General features: G+C 58.4%; 20 protein-coding genes. 16 read left to right on the forward strand and 4 right to left on the reverse strand.

Features of this window, described 5'->3' with window-relative positions:
- The first annotated feature begins 89 nt into the window (after window positions 1-89).
- From N6L24_RS14295 to N6L24_RS14310, 4 genes are all read left to right on the forward strand, one after another.
- A complete protein-coding gene (locus N6L24_RS14295; protein WP_271845378.1) occupies window positions 90-1,892 on the forward strand; it encodes a tetratricopeptide repeat protein in 1,803 nt (600 codons plus the stop codon).
- 148 nt (window positions 1,893-2,040) lie between these two features.
- Window positions 2,041-3,342, forward strand: coding sequence for a flagellar hook protein FlgE (locus tag N6L24_RS14300; protein WP_271845379.1), 1,302 nt, complete (start codon window positions 2,041-2,043; stop codon window positions 3,340-3,342).
- A gap of 24 nt (window positions 3,343-3,366) precedes the next feature.
- Entirely contained in the window at window positions 3,367-4,785 is a 1,419-nt protein-coding gene (gene flgK, locus N6L24_RS14305) for a flagellar hook-associated protein FlgK (RefSeq protein ID WP_271845380.1), read from the forward strand.
- A 9-nt stretch (window positions 4,786-4,794) separates the two neighbouring features.
- Window positions 4,795-5,880 (forward strand): flagellin N-terminal helical domain-containing protein, encoded by a 1,086-nt coding sequence (locus N6L24_RS14310; protein WP_271845381.1) that lies wholly within the window; start codon window positions 4,795-4,797, stop codon window positions 5,878-5,880.
- A gap of 26 nt (window positions 5,881-5,906) precedes the next feature.
- Here the strand turns inward: N6L24_RS14310 and N6L24_RS14315 are convergent, their stop codons facing one another.
- On the reverse strand, window positions 5,907-6,653 hold the full coding sequence (locus N6L24_RS14315) for a response regulator transcription factor (RefSeq protein WP_271845382.1): 747 nt from the start codon (window positions 6,651-6,653) through the stop codon (window positions 5,907-5,909).
- Window positions 6,654-6,846: 193 nt separating this feature from the next.
- On the opposite strand from N6L24_RS14315, the gene N6L24_RS14320 reads away from it, so the two are divergent.
- From N6L24_RS14320 to N6L24_RS14335, 4 genes are all read left to right on the forward strand, one after another.
- Entirely contained in the window at window positions 6,847-7,956 is a 1,110-nt protein-coding gene (locus tag N6L24_RS14320; protein ID WP_271845456.1) for a flagellar basal body P-ring protein FlgI, read from the forward strand.
- A complete protein-coding gene (locus tag N6L24_RS14325; protein WP_271845383.1) occupies window positions 7,956-8,252 on the forward strand; it encodes a rod-binding protein in 297 nt (98 codons plus the stop codon). Before N6L24_RS14320 ends, N6L24_RS14325 begins: the two co-directional genes overlap by 1 nt.
- Window positions 8,253-8,290: 38 nt before the next feature.
- Entirely contained in the window at window positions 8,291-8,752 is a 462-nt protein-coding gene (locus N6L24_RS14330; protein WP_271845384.1) for a flagellar biosynthesis protein FlgI, read from the forward strand.
- A gap of 131 nt (window positions 8,753-8,883) precedes the next feature.
- Window positions 8,884-9,735: a flagellin N-terminal helical domain-containing protein gene (locus tag N6L24_RS14335; protein WP_271845385.1), complete on the forward strand. Its 852-nt coding sequence runs from the start codon at window positions 8,884-8,886 to the stop codon at window positions 9,733-9,735.
- 112 nt (window positions 9,736-9,847) lie between these two features.
- Here N6L24_RS14335 and N6L24_RS14340 read toward each other — a convergent pair whose 3' ends face one another.
- Complete coding sequence (locus N6L24_RS14340; RefSeq protein ID WP_271845386.1) at window positions 9,848-11,209, reverse strand: FliI/YscN family ATPase; 1,362 nt, start codon at window positions 11,207-11,209, stop codon at window positions 9,848-9,850.
- Window positions 11,210-11,277: 68 nt separating this feature from the next.
- Between N6L24_RS14340 and N6L24_RS14345 the strand changes: the two genes are divergently transcribed.
- The 8 genes from N6L24_RS14345 to N6L24_RS14380 are packed head-to-tail and all read left to right on the forward strand — an operon-like array spanning window position 11,278 to window position 17,467.
- The gene (locus N6L24_RS14345; RefSeq protein WP_271845387.1) at window positions 11,278-11,625 is read left to right on the forward strand and encodes a flagellar basal body rod protein FlgB; all 348 of its coding nucleotides are present in this window, start codon (window positions 11,278-11,280) and stop codon (window positions 11,623-11,625) included.
- A 16-nt stretch (window positions 11,626-11,641) separates the two neighbouring features.
- A complete protein-coding gene (gene flgC, locus N6L24_RS14350) occupies window positions 11,642-12,052 on the forward strand; it encodes a flagellar basal body rod protein FlgC (RefSeq protein ID WP_271845388.1) in 411 nt (136 codons plus the stop codon).
- Between the two features lie 8 nt (window positions 12,053-12,060).
- Window positions 12,061-12,378, forward strand: a complete 318-nt coding sequence (locus tag N6L24_RS14355; RefSeq protein WP_271845389.1) for a flagellar hook-basal body complex protein FliE — start codon at window positions 12,061-12,063, stop codon at window positions 12,376-12,378.
- A 33-nt stretch (window positions 12,379-12,411) separates the two neighbouring features.
- Window positions 12,412-12,681, forward strand: a complete 270-nt coding sequence (gene fliQ, locus N6L24_RS14360; RefSeq protein ID WP_271845390.1) for a flagellar biosynthesis protein FliQ — start codon at window positions 12,412-12,414, stop codon at window positions 12,679-12,681.
- Window positions 12,681-13,472 (forward strand): transglycosylase SLT domain-containing protein, encoded by a 792-nt coding sequence (locus N6L24_RS14365; RefSeq protein ID WP_271845391.1) that lies wholly within the window; start codon window positions 12,681-12,683, stop codon window positions 13,470-13,472. The genes fliQ and N6L24_RS14365 overlap by 1 nt, the downstream gene beginning before the upstream one ends.
- Window positions 13,473-13,480: 8 nt before the next feature.
- A complete protein-coding gene (flhA, locus tag N6L24_RS14370; protein WP_271845392.1) occupies window positions 13,481-15,580 on the forward strand; it encodes a flagellar biosynthesis protein FlhA in 2,100 nt (699 codons plus the stop codon).
- A gap of 3 nt (window positions 15,581-15,583) precedes the next feature.
- A complete protein-coding gene (locus tag N6L24_RS14375; protein ID WP_271845393.1) occupies window positions 15,584-16,339 on the forward strand; it encodes a flagellar biosynthetic protein FliR in 756 nt (251 codons plus the stop codon).
- 3 nt (window positions 16,340-16,342) lie between these two features.
- Window positions 16,343-17,467: an EscU/YscU/HrcU family type III secretion system export apparatus switch protein gene (locus N6L24_RS14380; RefSeq protein ID WP_271845394.1), complete on the forward strand. Its 1,125-nt coding sequence runs from the start codon at window positions 16,343-16,345 to the stop codon at window positions 17,465-17,467.
- On the opposite strand, the gene N6L24_RS14385 is transcribed toward N6L24_RS14380, so the two are convergent.
- Together N6L24_RS14385 and N6L24_RS14390 are read right to left on the reverse strand one after the other, a co-directional pair.
- Complete coding sequence (locus tag N6L24_RS14385; protein ID WP_271845395.1) at window positions 17,464-18,336, reverse strand: DMT family transporter; 873 nt, start codon at window positions 18,334-18,336, stop codon at window positions 17,464-17,466. The genes N6L24_RS14380 and N6L24_RS14385 overlap by 4 nt on opposite strands.
- 23 nt (window positions 18,337-18,359) lie before the next feature.
- Window positions 18,360-18,755, reverse strand: coding sequence for a methylglyoxal synthase (locus tag N6L24_RS14390; protein WP_271845396.1), 396 nt, complete (start codon window positions 18,753-18,755; stop codon window positions 18,360-18,362).
- Window positions 18,756-18,775 lie beyond the last annotated feature (20 nt).

Genomic DNA, 18,775 nt, shown 5'->3' on the forward strand with positions numbered 1-18,775 from the left:
ATAAAGATTAAAACAAGATTTAATTCTGGATAGACAAGGATAGTTTCGGGATCGTGTCGCCACTCATGAACAATGCGCGCATTTCTTTGATGGCCCTATTGCTAGGGCTGGTCAGCAGTGCTGCGTTGCAGGCGGCCTCTTCGCCCGAAGAGATCACCGCGCCGGCCCCGTTGCGCGCCACGCCCGAGCGTATCCAGCCCCCGCCGACGGGTGTGCAGCAACTTTGGGATCTGGATCTGCGCCGCTGGCCGGAAGAGCGGTTTTATGAAAACGTGACCGCCCAGGTGGATCTGCTTTCGCGCTCGCATGGCGCGGAAAGCGTCGCTGTCATGCTCGACACCGCGGAAATCTATCTGGGGCAGATGATGGTGTTCGAAGCGGGCTCCATCCTGGATGCGGCCGTGCCCGAAGGTCCGGCGCAAGCGCGGCGCCTGCGCGCGCTGCAGGACGCGCGCCATCTTCTCGAAGGCGTGCCGGTTATGGATTTCGAAGGCTCGCCGCTCGCGGAATTTGGCCGCGAGGACCGCGCCTTTTGGGCCGCCATGCAGGCCATTGCCACGGCCGATGCGCCGCTGTTGACGGCCAACTTGGAACCGGGCCTTTTGGGCCTTATGCACCAAACCCGCCCGGTGGCACGCACGGTTCTGCCGGTGTTGACTGAGGCAATGATTGAATCCGGTGCCCATGCGATGGCGGCGCAAGCACTGCGCCTGATGGATGAATTCCCCGGTCTCTCCGAAGGTTCTGTCGGGCTGTACCTGCGTGGGCGGGCCGAGGAAGTGCAACGTAACGAGGCCGCTGCCCTCACGGCCTATTTCAAAGCGTCCAAGGGCTGGGACCGATTTGCCGCACGTGCCCGGCTTGCGCTGGCCGAGATGGCGCTGGCCGATGGTGGGCGCGGGGCCATTTTGGCGGCTAAGGATGTGCTGGAATACGGGGCGGACAGCTGGAAGGGCGACCATCTGGAAATCGCCACCCTGCAATCGCTTGCCGAGGTTTACGAGGCCAACAACGACAGCGTTGATGCGCTGACGACCCTTGGCATGATTATGTTGCGGTTCCCGACAAGCGCGGCGGCCAAAGAGGCCGAGCTGGAGGCGGCAGGGGCCTTGGCCGAGGTTTACCGGCAAGGCGAAGCCGGGGAGCTGCCCATGTCGCGGTGGTTGGCGGTGCATTATCAGCTGGTACCCGCTTTCCGCTATTACGACCAGTTCCCGGATTACGTGGAACGGGTCGGGGATTTTCTTTTGGCGCAGGGCGGCACCACCATGGCGGCCAAGGAATATCAGCGCGCCATCGATTTGCGCAAAGATCTGGTGCTGCACTATCCGGACAAAGCGGACGCGGCGCAGGATTTTCGCCTGCAATTCAAGCTTGCCACAGCCTTTGCCAAAGGCGGGCAGTATCAGGACGCCAAGGCGCTTTTGATGGCCATGGATGTGCCGGAAGATCAGAAAAAACGCAATGATGTGAACGCGCTGCGATCAGACGTCATGGCGCGCCTGGGGGATAAGGATGGGCTGTTGCGTACCCATGTGCAGGCCCCCAGCGCGCAGAATTTGCGCAACGTCGGCCTGGCGCTTTGGAAGAACCAGGATTGGGATGAGGCGCGCATCTTTTTTGACCGGCTATGGGCGGAATACCCCGGGCAGTTTGATGTTGATGATGCGACCTATCTTTTGATCGCTGCGCATCGCTCCGGCGATATTGCAGCAGCGCAGCGGGTTGTCGCGGCCTTTCCGAATTTGACCGAAAGCGCCGGATTGATGCGGGTTGCGCAAAGCTTGCTGGCACCCCCGGCAGAACTGATGCCTTTGACCCGTCAAGCCGCAGAAGAGCGCATGAACAGTCTGGATCAGTCTTTGGATAATCTGAAAAACTCTGGTCTTTGACGGCGCAAATGTGTCGTTTCCGATGCCTCAGCAAAGATAAAAATCACCTGTTTTTGCAGATTTAGCTAATCTTTTAACTTTCCTTAAAAGAAAATCATGTAATTCTTCCGTAAGGCAAACCAAAAACAAAAAAATTGAGGCTATTGTCATGTCAATTTCCAGTGCATTGCAAACCGGGGTCAGCGGTCTTCAGGCCAACTCTCAAGCGGTTGGCGGCATCTCTGAAAACATCGCCAACGCGAACACGGTCGGCTATCGCCGCGGGTTTTCGCATATGGTCACAACCACAGCCTCTGGCGGCAACGGCAACGGCGTGCTATCGGTTTCGGCGGTCGAAGCGCATGATATCAGCCGTTCCGGTGGTCTGATTTCCACCAATTCCGGCACCGATCTAGCGATTGGCGGGGCGGGCTTTTTCATCGTGTCGGTTAACCCGAACGAGACCGTGCAAACCAACTATATGTTGACCCGCGCCGGGTCGTTCCTGCCCGACAAAGACGGCAACCTGAAGAATGCCGCAGGCTTTTTCCTTTCGGGCTTTCCCTATGGCACCGATGGCACCATCGGCAATGTGGACCGCAGTTCCTTCGGCTCGATGGAGACGGTGAACGTCGGCAACATCAGCCTATCAGCGGCGGGGACAACCGAAATGGGCGTTGTCGGCAACCTGCCTGCGCAGGATACCGGATTGGCCACACCCGGCGCGCCGTTTGAGACCTCTTCCGAGTTTTTCACGGGCCTGGGCGAAACCCAGCGCATTGAATTCAGCTGGCAGCCGTCCAGCACCGAAAACGAATGGAATGTCACGCTGCGGGATCACACTGGTACCGATCTGGGTTCTGTGACCGTGAACTTTAACGATTCAGGCTCTTTGTCGGGCACGCCGGCCAGCTATTCGGGCGCGACCTCAGCGGCGACAGCACCAGCGGCGTTTTCCTTTGATACCGCGACGGGTCAGGCGACCATCACAGTGAACAATGGCACCACCCCGCAGACCATCGTTGTCGACCTGGGGGAGCCGGGCAGCTTCTCGGGGATCACGCAGTTCGCTGGTGATTTTTCGCAGTCTTTTGAACGCGATGGCTCCAGCGTGGGGGAATTGGTGCGCACCGAAATCGACGAGGCGGGCACATTGTTCGGCGTGTTTGACAACGGTATGCGCCGCCCGCTTTACGAAATTCCGGTGGCGACGGTGGCCAACCCCAATGGCCTGCTGGAAGAAAAGGGCAATGCCTACAGCCTGTCCGGCGAAACGGGGGCCTTCTTTGCGCTACAGGCCAACTCCGGTTCCACCGGTTCCATCAACGGCAATGCGCTTGAAGGATCCAACGTGGATATCGCCGAAGAGATGACCGATCTCATCCGTGTGCAGCGCGCCTTTTCGACCAATGCAAAGGTGATCACCACAGTGGATGACATGATGGAAGAAACCACGCGACTGAAACGATAGTAGCAAGGTTAAGAGGCGTCTGACATGAGCCTTTCGGGAGCCCTCTATACGGCCACAGCCGGTCTGAACGTGAACCAGAGCCTGTCTCGGGTGACGGCGGGCAACGTGGCCAATGCCATGACCGAAGGCTATGCGCGACGCGATGCGCATCTTGTCAGCACTTCGATTGGCACCGGCGGCGTGCAAGTTGCGGAAATCCGCCGCGAAGTTGACGCCGCGCTGGTGCGCATGTCGCGCAATGAAAATTCCAAAATGGCAGAGCAGCAGGCCATCCACGAAGGCCTGCGCGACTATACGCTGTTTCTGGGGCAGATTGGCGATGGGGCCTCGCCAGCGGAAAAATTCTCGGCCTTCAATTCGTCGATGACAACGCTGGTCAACCTGCCGTCCTCGGCAGCGGCGCAGCAAGGGGCGGTGTTTGCGGCAGAGGATCTGGCCGCCTCGATCCGCGATGCCAGTGATCGGCTCGCGAATGTGCGCGCTGATGTTGATATGGAAATTCGCTATGAGGTCTCTGACCTCAACGACATGCTCTATCAGCTGCGCGACTTTAACACCCGGCTGGGTGATTTTGCGCCCGGTTCGCATGAGGCGGCGGCGTTTCATGATCAGATCGCCAAGACGCTTGATCAGGTGTCGGGCATTGTCGATATCCGTGTGACGCAGACCGCTGATGGCTGGGTCAATGTCTATACCACCGGCGGCGCGGCGCTGCTGGAGGGGGACCGGGTGCAAGACGTGACCTATAACCCCGGCGATGGCAGTTTTTTTGCCGGATCGCAGGAGATCACGCCCGGTGAACCCGGCGTGCGCGGGATCGAACATGGCAGTCTGGCTGGGTTTGCGACGCTAAAGCGCGAAACCATCCCGCAGTTTCAGTTGCAGCTTGATGAATATGCGCGTGGGCTGATTCAGTCTTTTGAGGCAGCCGACGCGACGCTGACCACCGGGCAGGCGGGTCTGTTCACCGACAACGGCTTTGCCTTTGATGCGGCAAACCTTGAGGGCTTGGCCTCGCGCCTGCGCGTCAATGAGGCGCTGCATGCTGGTGCCGGCGGCTCGGCCTGGCTGATCCGCGATGGGTTGGGGGCCACGGCGCAGGGGCCGGCGTCATCCGCCACGCAGATTCAGGCGTTTATTGACGGGATGAACCAGTCGTTTTCCGCCGATCCGGGCACTGGGATCAATGCGGCGGTCACATTGGCGGATTTCGGGGCCGAAGTCGTCACCGCGCAGGGCACCGCGACCGCCCGCGCTGAGCAAAGCTATAATGCCGCCCGGTCTGCAGCCGAGGTGATCCAGGCCTCTCGACAGAATGTCGAGGGCGTCAATATCGACGAAGAAATGCAAAAGCTGATGATGATCGAGCAGAGTTTCGCGGCCAATTCTAAGATGCTGACCGCGGTGGCCGAAATGCTCGATACCTTGTTGGCAGCGGTCTAGGGGTTTGAAATGAGCTGGCTTTCAACGCGCATGTCGACCTACCAGATGAATTACTTTCTGCGGGACAATGTTTCGCAATCCTCGCTGCAGTTGCAGCGGGCGGGGCAAGAGCTGTCGACCGGACGCCGGTCTGACATGTTTGGCGATCTGGGGCCGCGTGCTGGTATCGCCATCACGATGCGGGGCCGCGAAGAAAACACGCAATCTTATATCACCGCCAACAAGGCGCTGGAAAACAAGCTCGAAGCGATGCTGACGGCCGTGACGGCCATCCGCGATCCTGCGCAGGATGTGCTGCAGGCCGTGCTGCTGAACAAGGAAGCGCCGGTGACAGGGGCGCATGCGATGCAGGCGCAGGCCCGCGCCGCGCTGGAAACTGTGATCAGCACGCTTAATACCAGTTTCAATGGCGAACATCTTTTTGCGGGCACGGTCAGCAATGTGCCGCCCATGACCCGCTGGAGCGAGGCGCACCCGGACACGGGCCTTTCGCCAGAGGCCATCATGCAGGCGGTGATTGGCACCGGCCCGGCAGACGCCACCGAAGCGGCCACCATCATCGCTGAACTTGATGCGGTGTTTTCCTCATCGCATGGGACGACGCCGGATTATGATTTTGAGGCCAGTTTTTATTCCGGCACACCGGAACTGGACGGCGGCGGCCAGCCCAGCGAACGTATCACAGCGCGGCTGGATGTGGGGCAGGTGCTGAATTATGGCGTGCAGGCCAATGATCAGGGTCTGCGCGATGTCATCAAGGGCCTTGCGATGATTGCCACTATTGATCCGCAGGACATCACCGACCCGGACGCCTATCGCGCCTGGATGGAGGAAGCCACACAGGTGCTGTCCTCGGGGGTGCAGGGCACATTGGATGCGGCGACGAACATCGGGTTCAACCAGCAATTGGTTGATAAGGCCCAGCAGCGGCTTGAAGATATGTCACTCGTGCAGCGCACGCAGATCGGCACCTATGAGAACATTGACCCCTACGAGGTCGCCACAAAGATGACCGCACTCGAAACCCAACTGCAGGCCAGTTACAATGTTTCGGCGCGGCTTTCAGGGCTAAGCATCCTCAGCCACATGCGCTAATTTTTTGGGGTGTGTGGCAAGCGGCGTCAGGCGCGCGCTTGCAGGCTCAGTTGTGGCGTGATGGTTTCCACGGATGGCAATTCATAATCTTCCGGCGCGCTCAGCTTGTAGCCGCGCCCATGAATCGTCTCGATATACTGCGCACCGCTTTCTGCGGCAGCGGCGATTTTCTTGCGCAGCTTGCAGATATACACGTCGATCACCTTGTCAAACGGTTGATCCGCGCTCATGCCATAGACCGCGTCATAGATGGCATTTTTCGAAATCACCTTGTTTGAATTCAGCGCTAGGTGCTGAAAAATCGAATGTTCGCGTTTGCTGAGTTTGATGCGTGCACCGGAAACCAGCGGGTCGCGGCCATCGAAAAACGCGGTCACTTCGCCCACCACAATGCTTTCGGAGGCATGGCCGTGCGAACGGCGAATGATCGAATTGATGCGCGAAAAGACTTCGGACCCTTTGATCGGGCTGACAATCACATCATCCGCGCCGCGGTCCAGCGCGGCGGCTGTATCGGTGGAATTGCGGAAATCGCGCAGGACAATCAATGGGTTCTCACAGCCAGAGGCCCGAATGGTGCGGATCTGCTTGTGGGTATTGACCGACTCGCCAATCAGGATCGCCCGATGCTCGCAACCCGGTTGCGTCAGAGGGGCCAGCCCGGTGTCAAAAAACTCTTCACCAACAAAGAGAGGCTTTAAGCCAACATTTTCCAGCTCCGCCGCAAGGGACGCCCGCCGCTTTTCGCGCGGTTCAAATACATAGGCGCGCATTGTCACCTCCGCCGACTTATTCATGTTATTCTTTATCGGTAGCAAGGATAAATTATCTATTCAATGATAAAAGGAAAAATAATTAAGATTAATTTTGGGTTAAAGCTAGACGTGGCAAGAATAAATCGCTATTCTTGTATCAGGCATACAGGAAAGACCTATGGAGCAGTACCTCATAATTTCCAAGCACCTGATGCTTACGGTTCAGCGCGTTTTCACTTTGGTGGGCGCGCTGATCTGCTTTGGGATCGCCTCTGCCTCGGCGGATGTGCGCATCAAGGACATCGCCAGTTTTGAGGGTGTGCGCGAAAACCATCTGATCGGATATGGTCTGGTTGTCGGGTTGTCCGGCACAGGCGATAAGCTCAGCAATAGCCCGTTCACCCGAGAATCCATGCGCGGCATGCTTGAGCGTCTGGGGGTTGTGAACCTGGATGCTGACCTTTTGAAAACCAAGAATACGGCCGCAGTCATGGTGACCGCCAAGCTGCCACCTTTCGCGCGGCGCGGCGCGCCCATCGATGTTACGGTATCCTCATTGGGCGATGCGACCAGCCTGCGCGGCGGCACACTTTTGGTGACGCCGCTGTCGGGCGCGGATGGCGAAGTCTACGCGGTGGCGCAGGGGCCGGTCGCGGTTTCGGGGTTTCGCGCCGAAGGCAATGCCGCCACCGTCACCGAAGGCGTGCCAACCATCGCCCGCATTGACAACGGGGCCATTGTCGAGCGTGAAGTGGGGTTCAGCCTAAGCGATCTCAGCAGCTTTCGTATCGCTTTGCGCACGCCCGATTTCACCACCGCCACGCGCGTGCGGGACGCAATCAACTCGCAGCTTGGCGCGAAATACGGCTATGTCCTGGACCCTGGCACCGTGGAGGTGCGCATAGATGACAAGGCAAATGTCGCTGAATTTGTCTCTGTTATTGAAAATTTGACCGTCACCCCCGACAGTATTGCGCGTGTTGTGGTCGATGAAAAATCCGGCACCATCGTGATCGGCTCCAACGTGCGGATCGGCCAGGTTGCGATCAGTCAGGGCGGGTTGACCGTGCGCGTGCGCGAAAGGTTCAATGTCAGCCAGCCAGAGCCAATTTCAATCGGCGGCACAACTGTGGTTATTCCTGACACCGACGTTGATGTGGATGAGCAGGACAGCAGATTCACCATTCTTGAGGGCGACGTGAGCCTGCAAGATCTGGTGGACGGGCTGAACGCCATCGGTGTCGGGGCGCGTCAGACCATTTCGATTTTGCAGGCGATCAAATCCTCTGGTGCCCTGCATGCGGATCTGGAGATTATCTGATGGCGGATGTGGCAATGACCGCAAGCCTGCAGCAGGCCCTGACCGAGATGCAGGCCAAAAAACCGCAGCTCTCAGAAAAAGAGCTGCAATCGGCCAAGGAGTTTGAAGCGGTTTTCCTGTCGCAGTTTGTCGACGAGATGATGAAAACCGTTGATATGGGCGCGGCAACGGGCGGTAAGGATGCGCATATGTGGCGCTCCTTTATGTCAGAGGCCTTGTCTGAAAGTCTGGTGGAGCAGGGCGGCCTGGGTCTGGCGGCCAATATTCAGCAGATGATGACGGCGTATAAAAAGTAAGCGGGGGTAGTCAGGTGATCGCGGGACGGCAGTTCAGAATGGGAGATCGGCGGCAGGCCCGTACCGATGCAGGGGGCACCCTGACCGAGCGGGATGTAGAGAACCTTGATGCCTTTGCCGTCAAACTGGATGAGGCCGTCGCGCTCCTGCAGCGCGAGATTGAAGCGATCAATTCCGGCGCCCTTTCCATGGTCAGTGACCTCTATGAAGAGAAGTCAGCGATTCTCAAATGGCTGGAGCTTAAGATGCCTCTGGTTGAGCCATTTATGAGTACCGATCCCGCGATTACGCGCAAATTGCCGGAAAAATTGCAGGGGCTGAAAGACATCGTGGCCGAAAATAGTGCACTTTTGTCACGCATGGCGCAGGCGGCCGGATCGGTGGTGCGTGAGATCGAAAAAGCCACGCAGCGCCATAGTTTAAACGGTCTTTATGGCAAATCGGGCCAAAAGCTAAATGACCCCAAGGTGGCAAAAATGACCATCGATCAGGAGTTTTAGCAACAGTTTCAAAAGTTTCTTAAGAAACGTAAACCGGGCTTTAACCAGTGCCGTTATATTCTCGGTATTGGTGTAAAACCAAACTCAGTCAGAAGACTGTTCATAAACTCGAGAAATGAGGAGAGCATTAAATGTCGTCCATTCTCACAAATAATTCCGCAATGGTTGCCCTTGCCACCCTGAACATGGTGAACAAGGGTCTGAACGAAACTCAAAACCGCGTGTCCTCCGGTCTGCAGATCAGCTCCGGTAAAGACAACGCCGCTTACTTCGCGATCTCTGAGACGATGAAGGGCGACAGCGGCATGTTCCAGGCGATCAACGATGGCCTGACCGCGACCAAAAACTCTGTATCGACCGCGCGCCTGGGCTCAGAAACCGTTAAGGATCTGGCGCAGCAGTTCACCGAGCGTGTCGCGTTTGCGCAAGGCAACGGCATCGACCTGTCCGAAGTGCAGTCCGAACTGGACTCTCTGGTGACTCAGATCGGTTCCGCGATCAGCCAGGCAACATTCAATGGCGACGATCTGGTCTCCGCGGCCGCAACCGTAACCGTTGTATCCGGTGTGAGCCGTACAGGCGGTACATTTGCAGCCACCACCATGAGCTTCTCTTCGGTGGATCTGACTGCGATCCAAACTGGTCTGTCGTCCATCGACCTGACCAACCTTGACACAGGCACCACCGACGCGCTGAACCCGAACTCTCTGACAGAAGCTTTGGAACTGGCAGAGACACAGCTGGGCAACGCAATCGCGGCGGCGACATCCCTGGGTGTTGCAGAGAAAACCCTCGAAGGTCAGCAGGACTTCCTGTCCGCTCTGACCGATACACTGGACAAAGGTGTATCCGCGATGGTTGACGCCGATATGGAAGAAGAAGCAGCCCGTCTGCAGGCCTATCAGGTTCAGCAACAGCTGGCGACACAGTCGCTGTCGATCGCGAACCAGGCACCGCAGAACATCATGTCGCTCTTCCGTTAAGGTTAAATGGTTAACGGGAAAGCTCCTTCAAAGGCTTTCCGTAACGATCAGACAGAGTAAAGTCTCCTTTGCAGGAGCTCGGTCGGCCACCCCAGGGTGGCCGGCTTGTTTTTTAGGGGGCAGCGCCCAGATCAATCGGCACGTCAATGCCGGCCTCTAGCAGCAGGCGAAACAGTTCTGCAAAGCTTTGATCAGATGACAGTTTTTCAGATTTACGCTGCGCCAAAAATACATCGGCGCCTTTGTGAAACTGTGCCGCCGCATCAATTTCCGGGTCGGTGCCTGGTTTATACGCGCCAACGCGGATCAGATCTTCCATATCGGCATAACGCGCCAGGGCTTTGCGCGCTTCGTGCATGATCTTGTATTCTTCGTCGCTGTGGCAGGCCGGCAGCATACGCGAGATCGAGCGCTGGATATTGATCGCAGGGTAGCGGTTTTTTTCGGCGATATTGCGATCCAGCACCAAATGCCCATCCACGATACCGCGGATGGCATCGGCAATGGGTTCGTTCATATCGTCGCCATCCACCAACACGGTATAAATGGCAGTGATATCGCCTTCGCCTTCGCAGCCGGGGCCAGCCCGTTCCAACAAATGCGGCAGTTCTGAAAAGACCGTGGGTGGATACCCTTTGGTGGTGGGCGGCTCGCCGCCGGACAGGCCGATTTCGCGTTGCGCCATGGCAAAGCGGGTGACGCTATCCAGCAGCAGCAGCACTTGCTTTCCGGCGCTGCGGAAATGTTCGGCAACGGTGGTCGCGGTATAGGCGGCCTGCCGCCGCATCAGCGGCGCTTCGTCCCCGGTGGCGACCACAACAACCGATCGCGCCATGCCTTCGGGCCCCAGATCTTCTTGAATGAATTCCTGCACTTCGCGGCCCCGTTCCCCAACGAGGCCAATCACGATCACATCGGCATTGGTGTTGCGCGCCAGCATGGCCATCAGTGTGGATTTGCCGACGCCGGAGCCCGCGAAAATGCCCATCCGTTGCCCTTGGCACAGGGGGGTGAAAACGTCGATGCATTTCACGGCGGTCTGCAGTTTGGGCCCAACGCGGCGGCGGCCAAAGGCGGGCGGTGGTTCGGCGCGGTCGCTGCGGCGGGTGCGCCCCTTTTTGAACCGCGGTGAGATGGTCATCGGGCGACCAAGCCCGTCAATCACCGTGCCGATCCAGCTGTCATCTGGGCGCAGCCCGACGTCATGCTGCACAAGTTCAACCGGATCGCCGATGGCAACGCCGTCCCAGGTGCCAAACGGCAAAAGCTGCAGCCCGTCATCGCGGGCTCCGATCACCTCGGCCAGCACCGGCTTTTTCGCGCCTTTGACCACGCAGCGCTGGCCGATCCCCGCCGCGTGCTGCAGCCCGGCCACCGTTAAAGACATGCCGGAAATCGCGCTGACGCGGCCGATGATCCGGGTGCTTTCCAACGAGGAAATCTTGCTTTTCAACTCCAAAAAAACCTTGGACACAAGAATAAACCCTCTGTTAATCTTTGCTGTACTTGCTATAATCAACAATAATTACGCAGGAGTCCATCATGAATCTGGATGCCCAAAATCTGTTTGAACTTGCGTCGCGTCGCCTGAAGTGGCTGTCAGACCGCCAAAAGGTCGTGTCCGAGAACATCGCGAATGCAGATACGGCAGGCTATCGGGCGCGTGAGGTGGAAGGGTTTGAGGCCTATATGAGGGCCGCCGAGGGCCGGGAGGTTTCACCGGACGCCAATATCCTGCAGTCGTCACATACATGGGGCGAAGATCTCACCGGCAACAATGTTGTGCTCGAAGAGCAGATGCTTGAGGCAACCAGCACCGCAGGCCAATACCGGATTGCGGCCAATCTCTATCGCAAGGCGCATGAAATGATCCGCGCGGTTTCGGGCTGACAGCTAGGAGGCAGATATGGATTCCCTTTCAACCATCACCGCCATCGCATCCAGTGGCCTGCGCGCGCAGGGTGAACGCATGCGCGTGGTGTCTGAAAACGTCGCCAACGCCAATTCGACCTCTGATCAGCCGGGTGGTGATCCCTATCGCCGCAAAACGATTTCTTTTTCAGAGCTGATCGATAACGGTACCGGGATTTCGCAGGTTGAGGTGGCAGAAATCTCTCGCGACATGAGTGATTTTACCGTGCGCTATGAGCCGGCGCACCCGGCGGCGGATGACAATGGCTATGTAAAACTGCCGAACGTGAACCCCCTGCTTGAAATGAGCAACATGCGCGAGGCTTCACGGTCTTATGAGGCGAATATGTCGATGCTCGAAAATGCACGTTCCATGCGTAACCGCTTGATTGATTTGATTGAATAGGCCCCAAGATGAGTGATTTTTCCTCCATTCGTTCCAGCGCGGCCATTCAGGGGGCCTATGGCAAAGCGCAGACCCTCAAGGGGCCGTCCTCCCCGGATGCAGAGGCCAAGCAAAGCTTTGGTGATCTGCTGCGCGATGCTGCGGCGCAATCGGTGCAGAACGTCCGGCAGGGGGATGAGGTCGCCACGCAGGGGCTGATCGGACAAGCCGGCATTCAGCAGGTGGTCGAGGCCACAATGACGATGGAAAGCACAGTGCGCGTCTCGGTCGCGGTCCGCGATAAAATTGTCGAGGCATATCAGGAAATCATGCGCATGCCGATCTGAGGATCGGGATGGCGCGCGAAGGGACATAGGGCAGTGGATACCGCAAGCGCATATGACATTTTGCGGATGACGATCGATACGATCCTACTGGCCTGCGCTCCGATTCTGGCGGTGGCGTTGCTGGTTGGTCTGATCATTTCGTTCATTCAGGCACTGACACAAATTCAGGAAATGACGCTGACATTTGTACCCAAGATCGTGGCGATCTTTGGCGCGCTGGCGCTGACGTTGCCCTTTATTTTCGGCACGCTGACGCGGCTGTCTGATCGGGTGTTTGACCTTATTGTCAGCGGGGGCGTCTGATGCGCCGCGCCCGGCGGGTTCTTGGCGCGGTTCTGCTTGGGGCTTTGGCCCTGGGTGGCGCGCCCTTTGCGGCGGCCGATCTGTTCTCGGGCTTTTACACCGCGCAGAGCCAGCCGAAGCGCCCGGCAGAGAAGCCAAGGATAGAGCCAAGCATATCTGGTATGTGCATCGCCGCTATCCTTGAAGCGCAGGCCAATCATGCCATCCCGGACAACCTGCTGCTGAGCATTGGCATCCAAGAGGCCGGGCGCAGCGGGCCGCAGGGTCTGACAGTCTGGCCCTGGACGGTGAATGCCGCTGGCGAAGGGGCGTTTTTTCAGTCTCGGCAGGCGGCCCTTGATTGGGTGCGCGAAAAACAGGCGGCGGGGATCGACAGCATCGATGTGGGCTGCATGCAGATCAACTTGCGTTGGCACGGCGCCGAGTTTGCCACGCAAGAAGCCGCGTTTGATCCGCATCTGAACGCAGATTACGCGGCGCGCTTCCTGCGTGCGCTCTTTGAAAAGACCGGCAGTTGGGACGAGGCCGCAGGCCGCTACCATTCGGCCACTGACGTGCATCAGCAGCGCTATCTCAGTTCACTGCAACGCAACACCGCAGTGGTTGCCAAACATTTTGACCGCCTGGCGGCCCTTGCGCATAGCGCCGCGCCGGTCGCTGTGGCGCAGACAGAACCTGCGGCGCCAACACCGGCGGTGTTCTGGGGCGGCGGCGGGCAGGGCAGCCAGTATTCGATCTATTCCAACACACCTTTGCAGGCGGTCTTACCCAAGTACCGCGAAATGTTCTGAGGCCCGGCATGAGCGTAAGTGATACCAATAGCGCCAAAACCACGGGTCGGGATTTCACCCGGGTTCTTGCCAACCGCGATGTGATGTTCGCGCTTGGGGTTGTGATGATCCTGGGCATGCTCTTTGTGCCCTTGCCGCCCATTCTGCTGGATTTCGGGCTGGCGACATCGCTGTCACTTGCGGTTCTGATCCTGATGGTGGCGCTGTGGATTCCCACACCGCTTGATTTCAATTCCTTCCCGACCATCCTGCTGGTTGTCACCATGCTGCGACTGGCGCTGAACGTCAGTTCGACCCGGCTGATCCTGTCCGAAGGGCACAATGGCACCGCCGCTGCGGGCAGTGTGATCGAAGGTTTCTCGCGCTTTATCGTGGGCGGCGATTTTGTGATCGGGATCGTGATCTTTTCGATCCTCGTGATCATCAACTTCATCGTGATCACCAAGGGCTCGACCCGGATCGCCGAGGTTGCGGCGCGCTTTAGCTTGGACGCGATGCCGGGCAAACAGATGGCGATTGATGCGGACCTGGGCGCCGGCATGATCGACGAACACGAGGCGCGTGAGCGCCGCCGTATTCTGGAAGAAGAAAGCGCCTTTTTCGGCGCAATGGATGGTGCGTCAAAATTCGTGCGCGGCGATGCCGTTGCCGGGCTGATTATCACGCTGATCAATGTGGTTGGCGGCATTCTGATCGGGGTGACAAGCCGGGGCCTGTCGATTGGCCAAGCGGCGAGCAATTATACCGTGCTGACGATTGGCGATGGGCTTGTCACTCAGATTCCGGCGCTTGTGGTGTCGCTGGCGGCAGGTCTGCTTGTGACCAAGGGCGGCACCAAAGGGGCAACAAACGAAGCGGTTCTGAAACAGCTGGGGAATTTCCCGCGCGCGCTTTATATGGCGGCGGCCCTGTGTTTCGTGGTCGGCTTTCTGCCCGGGTTTCCGTTTTTGGTATTTGGCGCGTTGGCGGGCGGCATGGCTGTGCTGGGCTATTTCATGCAAGGGCAATTGGCTGAACAGGCCAAGCTGAGCGCGGCGCAAGATGCCGCCGCAAAAACCGCGTCTGAGGCGCCGGAAGATCCGCTGAAAGAGATGTTGAAATTGGATGATCTGCGCCTTGATCTGGGCAGTGCTTTGGTGCCGCTGATCAATTCGCCGGATGCGGCATTGCCGGGCAAAGTGAAAAGCCTGCGCAGCCTCTTTATCAAGGATTATGGCTATGTGATCCCGCCGGTGCGCATCAAGGATGATCCGTTGCTGCCGGCCATGAGCTATGCGATTTCGATCCATGGTGTGGAAACCGCGCGCGGCGAATTGCGGCCCGGCGCGATGATGGTGATCGAGCCAAGCGGCGCGGATGTTGAGATACCGGGCGAACGCACCCGCGAGCCGACCTTTGGGCTGAATGCGATCTGGGTGGACCAATCTCGCGCCTCTGAGGCCGAAGCCCGCGGCATGACGGTGGTCGACCCGGAAAGCGTCGTCACCACCCATCTGACTGAAATCATCAAAGAACACATGCCAGAGCTGCTGACCTATGCCTCAACCCAGACGTTGGTGGAGGGGCAGAGCAAGGAATATCAAAAGCTGCTCAATGACATTTCCAACAACGCGCCGATGGTCTTGACGCAGCATGTGTTGCAAGCGCTGCTTTCGGAACGTGTGTCGATCCGCAATCTGCCCAAGATCATCGAAGCCGTGGCCGAAGCGGCGGGCACCACAAAGAATGTGCAGATCATTGTCGAACATGTCCGCGCCCAGTTGAGCAAGCAGATTTGTCAGGCACTGGTGGATGCGCAGGGCTACGTGCCTGTAATCACGCTCAGCCAGTCCTGGGAAACCGAATTGATGAACGCGATTTCGCGAAACGGCGATGAGGTGAATTTCATCATGTCCCCACAGCGGGTTCAGGAATTTGTGCTGGCCGTGCGCAAAGAGGTGCAAAAGTTCGCCGAGGGCGATCAATGGCCTGCGATCCTGGTTGCGCCTGATAGCCGACCTTATGTGCGCTCGATCCTTGAACGGGTCAGCCCGATGACGCAGGTGATTTCTCACAATGAGGTGCATCGCAAAGCGTCGCTTAAGACCGTGGCGACGGTCGGCCCCTAAGCCATGACGGTCGACAGCTATATCGCAACGCTGATTTTTGGCTACCTGCTGGTGGTGGCCCGGATCGGCAGCGCCATGCTGTTTCTGCCCGGCTTTGGCGAAACACAGATCCCGCTGCGCGCGCGGCTGTCGTTTGCCTTGGTTCTGTGCCTTGCGCTTTATCCGGTGGTGCCCGTGGCAGCCACGCCGCCAAGCACCCCTAGCGCGATGTTCGTGTTGCTCGCAGCGGAGGCCACTATCGGGCTTTGGATCGGCCTGGTGGCGCGCGTGTTGCTGTCGGCGATGCAGTTTGCCGGATATCAGGTGGGGCAGGTCTCTGGTCTGGCCAATGCCTTTGGTCCGTCGCTTGGCTCGTTTGAGGGGGCCACTCTGATGGCTTCGCTTTTGATCATTGGCTCGGTTGCGCTGATCTTTGTGACGGACACGCATCACATCATTCTGCGCGGACTGATGGAAAGCTATGTGGTGTTCCCCCCGGGGGTGATTATGGCAGGCGATCTGGCGCAGCAAATGGTCAAGGCGGGCAGTCGCAGCCTTTACATTGGCACCTCGATTGCGGCACCCTTCTTTGTGATGGGGGTGATCCTCAATCTGGGCATGGGTCTGGCCAACCGCATGATGCCGCAACTGCCGGTGTTTTTTGTGGCGGCGGCGATGTTGATCGGGGTTGGCCTGATCGTGTTATCGATCGCCATCCCGTCGATGATTGAACACTTTTTGACCGAATTCATCCGCTGGTTCAGCGCATTCAGGTTCTGACACATGGCCGAAGAAGACCAGAGTAGTAAGTCCCAGGAACCCACCGAGAAAAAGCTGCGTGATGCGCGCAAAAAAGGGGATGTGCCCAATTCGCGCGAAACCGGCAACATGATGGTTGTTGTCGCGATGATCGGGATTGTCACATTTGGCCTGCAGTGGCAGACGCCAGAATTGGTCGCGGCGCTGTCCACACTCATCGACAATGCCGGGCGTATCCACGTCGGCGTCGAAAGGCCGGGCGTGGCGACTTTGGGCACGGTGTTCTGGGAATTTATCGGCCGGGTCAGCGTCGCAGTGGCACCGATTTTCGGGCTTTTGCTGGCGGGGGCGTTGTTTGGCGTCTTGATCCAGGGCGAAACCGTTGCTGCGGTGGAACGGATCAAGCCCAAGCTGTCAAAAGTCTCGATCAAAGAGGGTCTAAAACGTCAATTTTCGGCCAATACGCTGGTGGATTTTGTTAAAAACCTGTTGAAAGTGCTGGTGGTTGGCGGGCTGGCGCTTTGGGTCACGAATACGGCGGTGCGCGGCATCTGGCAGGGCCCGGGCTTTGTGCCGGAAACACTGCCGGGCTACATGGCCGACGCCACGCGCAAACTTCTGATCGCGGCGGCGGCCTTTCTGGTGCCGGTGGCCATCTTTGACATTCTGTGGCGCCGTTACGATTGGCGGCGCAAACAAATGATGTCGATGAAAGAGGTGCGTGATGAGATGAAGGAAAGCGAAGGCGACCCGCTTATCCGGGGCAAACGCGCCGCGCTGCGCCGCCAGCGCGCGCAACAGCGCATCGCCATGGCGGTGCCCACCGCCAACGTCATCCTGACCAACCCGACGCATTTTGCCGTGGCGCTGCGCTATGAACAAGGGGTGGATGTCGCCCCGATCTGTGTGGCCAAAGGCGCCGATGTCATGGCGCGGCAGATCCGCCTCATTGCGCATGACAATGAGATCCCGATTGTGGAAAACAAACCGCTGGCGCGCACGCTCTTTGATGTGGTCGAGGTTGATGACGCCGTGCCGGTCGAGCATTGGGAACTTGTGGCGGAAATCATCAGCTTCGTGATGGCGCTGCAACGCGATCCCAAACGCAAACCGCCGGCGGGCTCCAGCCTGCGCACGGATCGCGACTAAATCGGCGCGCTACGCTGGCGACGCTGATGGTCCCACAGCGCGCTGCCCCCCGACAGGGCAATCAACGCCAACCCGATGAGCGAGACAAGATCCGGCCAATCTCCAAAGACCAGAATGCCCGAAAGCGTGGCCGAGACAAGCTGGGTATAGACCAGAGGCGCGATCAGGCTGGCCTCAGCCTTCTTGCTGGAAATCACCAACAGATAATTGCCCGCCGCCGACCCCAGAGCGCTGACCAGAAACAGCAGCGCCAGGCCGCCTGTCAACTCGGGCAACCCCACAGTCAGGCCGAAAGGGGCCAGAAGAACCGACCCAATCAGCAATTGCGACAGCAGCAGAAACCGTGGTCTGAACGCGCCCGCAATGGTGCGGGTCATCATCAGGTAAGCGCCGTAAAACGTCCCGGCAGCCAGGGCAAACCCCATGCCGACAGACGCGCCAAACCCGGGTTTGACCACGAGCAGAACGCCGAGAAATCCAATCATGAGCAACAGGCTGCGCAGCTTTGACGGGCGCTCGCCCAGGAAGATGATGGCCAGCACATAGGACACGATGGGGCCGACAAAAAACGCGCCAAAGACATTGGCGATCGGTTCGGTTTTCAGCGCGGTCAGAATGCAGCTGATCCCGGTGATTACAAACACCGCGCGCAGCGCGACGCGCCATTGCAGCAGGTCGCGCAACTCAGGCAGTTTCAGGCCGCTGAAGGGCAAGAGCACCAAAGCCCCGATGCCAAAGCGCGCCCAGGCCACGACAATCGGGTGCACCCCCCCGGCGGTCAGCAGTTTGCCAGCGGTATCGCCCACCACAATAAAACTGACGGCGGCAAACACAATCGCGGCGAGCCGCAGAAGATCAGAAGCAGTCATCGCGGCCTCGCTTGGGGGGAACATCAGCCAGCGGCGTGACGCTCGAAATATTCAACAAGGCAATTGGCTGTGGCCGGGCTGCAGGCCATGGGCAGATCATACACAATGGCCAAACGGGTCAGCGCCTTGACGTCAACGTCATGCGGCATGGGCGACATCGGGTCGATGAAAAATACCAGTGCATCCAGCTTGTCTTCGCAGATCATCGCGCCAAGCTGCTGATCGCCGCCCAATGGCCCACTTTTAAAGCGGGTGACTTTCAGGCCCGGCAGGTTGTCTTGCAACAGCCCACCCGTGGTGCCGGTGGCAAAGACATCCACGCCGTCAAAGAACTGGGCATGGGACTGTGCCCATTCGATCATCTTGGATTTGCAGGCGTCATGCGCCACCAGCGCAAATCTGAGTGGTTTTTGTGGCATGTCCTGCATTGGGGCTCCTG

Source organism: Cognatishimia sp. SS12 (genome assembly GCF_028369055.1).
Taxonomy (GTDB): Bacteria; Pseudomonadota; Alphaproteobacteria; order Rhodobacterales; family Rhodobacteraceae; genus Cognatishimia.

Excerpts from the sequence above, each read along its gene's own strand:
- N6L24_RS14380 (WP_271845394.1), top strand. The coding sequence starts at position 16,343 with ATGGCCGAAGAAGACCAGAGTAGTAAGTCCCAGGAACCCACCGAGAAA.
- N6L24_RS14365 (WP_271845391.1), top strand. The coding sequence starts at position 12,681 with ATGCGCCGCGCCCGGCGGGTTCTTGGCGCGGTTCTGCTTGGGGCTTTG.
- N6L24_RS14320 (WP_271845456.1), top strand. The coding sequence starts at position 6,847 with ATGCTTACGGTTCAGCGCGTTTTCACTTTGGTGGGCGCGCTGATCTGC.
- N6L24_RS14335 (WP_271845385.1), top strand. The coding sequence starts at position 8,884 with ATGTCGTCCATTCTCACAAATAATTCCGCAATGGTTGCCCTTGCCACC.
- N6L24_RS14330 (WP_271845384.1), top strand. The coding sequence starts at position 8,291 with ATGGGAGATCGGCGGCAGGCCCGTACCGATGCAGGGGGCACCCTGACC.
- N6L24_RS14390 (WP_271845396.1), bottom strand. The coding sequence starts at position 18,755 with ATGCCACAAAAACCACTCAGATTTGCGCTGGTGGCGCATGACGCCTGC.
- N6L24_RS14355 (WP_271845389.1), top strand. The coding sequence starts at position 12,061 with ATGAGTGATTTTTCCTCCATTCGTTCCAGCGCGGCCATTCAGGGGGCC.
- N6L24_RS14325 (WP_271845383.1), top strand. The coding sequence starts at position 7,956 with ATGGCGGATGTGGCAATGACCGCAAGCCTGCAGCAGGCCCTGACCGAG.
- N6L24_RS14375 (WP_271845393.1), top strand. The coding sequence starts at position 15,584 with ATGACGGTCGACAGCTATATCGCAACGCTGATTTTTGGCTACCTGCTG.
- N6L24_RS14295 (WP_271845378.1), top strand. The coding sequence starts at position 90 with ATGGCCCTATTGCTAGGGCTGGTCAGCAGTGCTGCGTTGCAGGCGGCC.
- N6L24_RS14385 (WP_271845395.1), bottom strand. The coding sequence starts at position 18,336 with ATGACTGCTTCTGATCTTCTGCGGCTCGCCGCGATTGTGTTTGCCGCC.
- N6L24_RS14310 (WP_271845381.1), top strand. The coding sequence starts at position 4,795 with ATGAGCTGGCTTTCAACGCGCATGTCGACCTACCAGATGAATTACTTT.
- flgK (WP_271845380.1), top strand. The coding sequence starts at position 3,367 with ATGAGCCTTTCGGGAGCCCTCTATACGGCCACAGCCGGTCTGAACGTG.
- flhA (WP_271845392.1), top strand. The coding sequence starts at position 13,481 with ATGAGCGTAAGTGATACCAATAGCGCCAAAACCACGGGTCGGGATTTC.
- N6L24_RS14345 (WP_271845387.1), top strand. The coding sequence starts at position 11,278 with ATGAATCTGGATGCCCAAAATCTGTTTGAACTTGCGTCGCGTCGCCTG.
- N6L24_RS14315 (WP_271845382.1), bottom strand. The coding sequence starts at position 6,653 with ATGCGCGCCTATGTATTTGAACCGCGCGAAAAGCGGCGGGCGTCCCTT.
- N6L24_RS14300 (WP_271845379.1), top strand. The coding sequence starts at position 2,041 with ATGTCAATTTCCAGTGCATTGCAAACCGGGGTCAGCGGTCTTCAGGCC.
- flgC (WP_271845388.1), top strand. The coding sequence starts at position 11,642 with ATGGATTCCCTTTCAACCATCACCGCCATCGCATCCAGTGGCCTGCGC.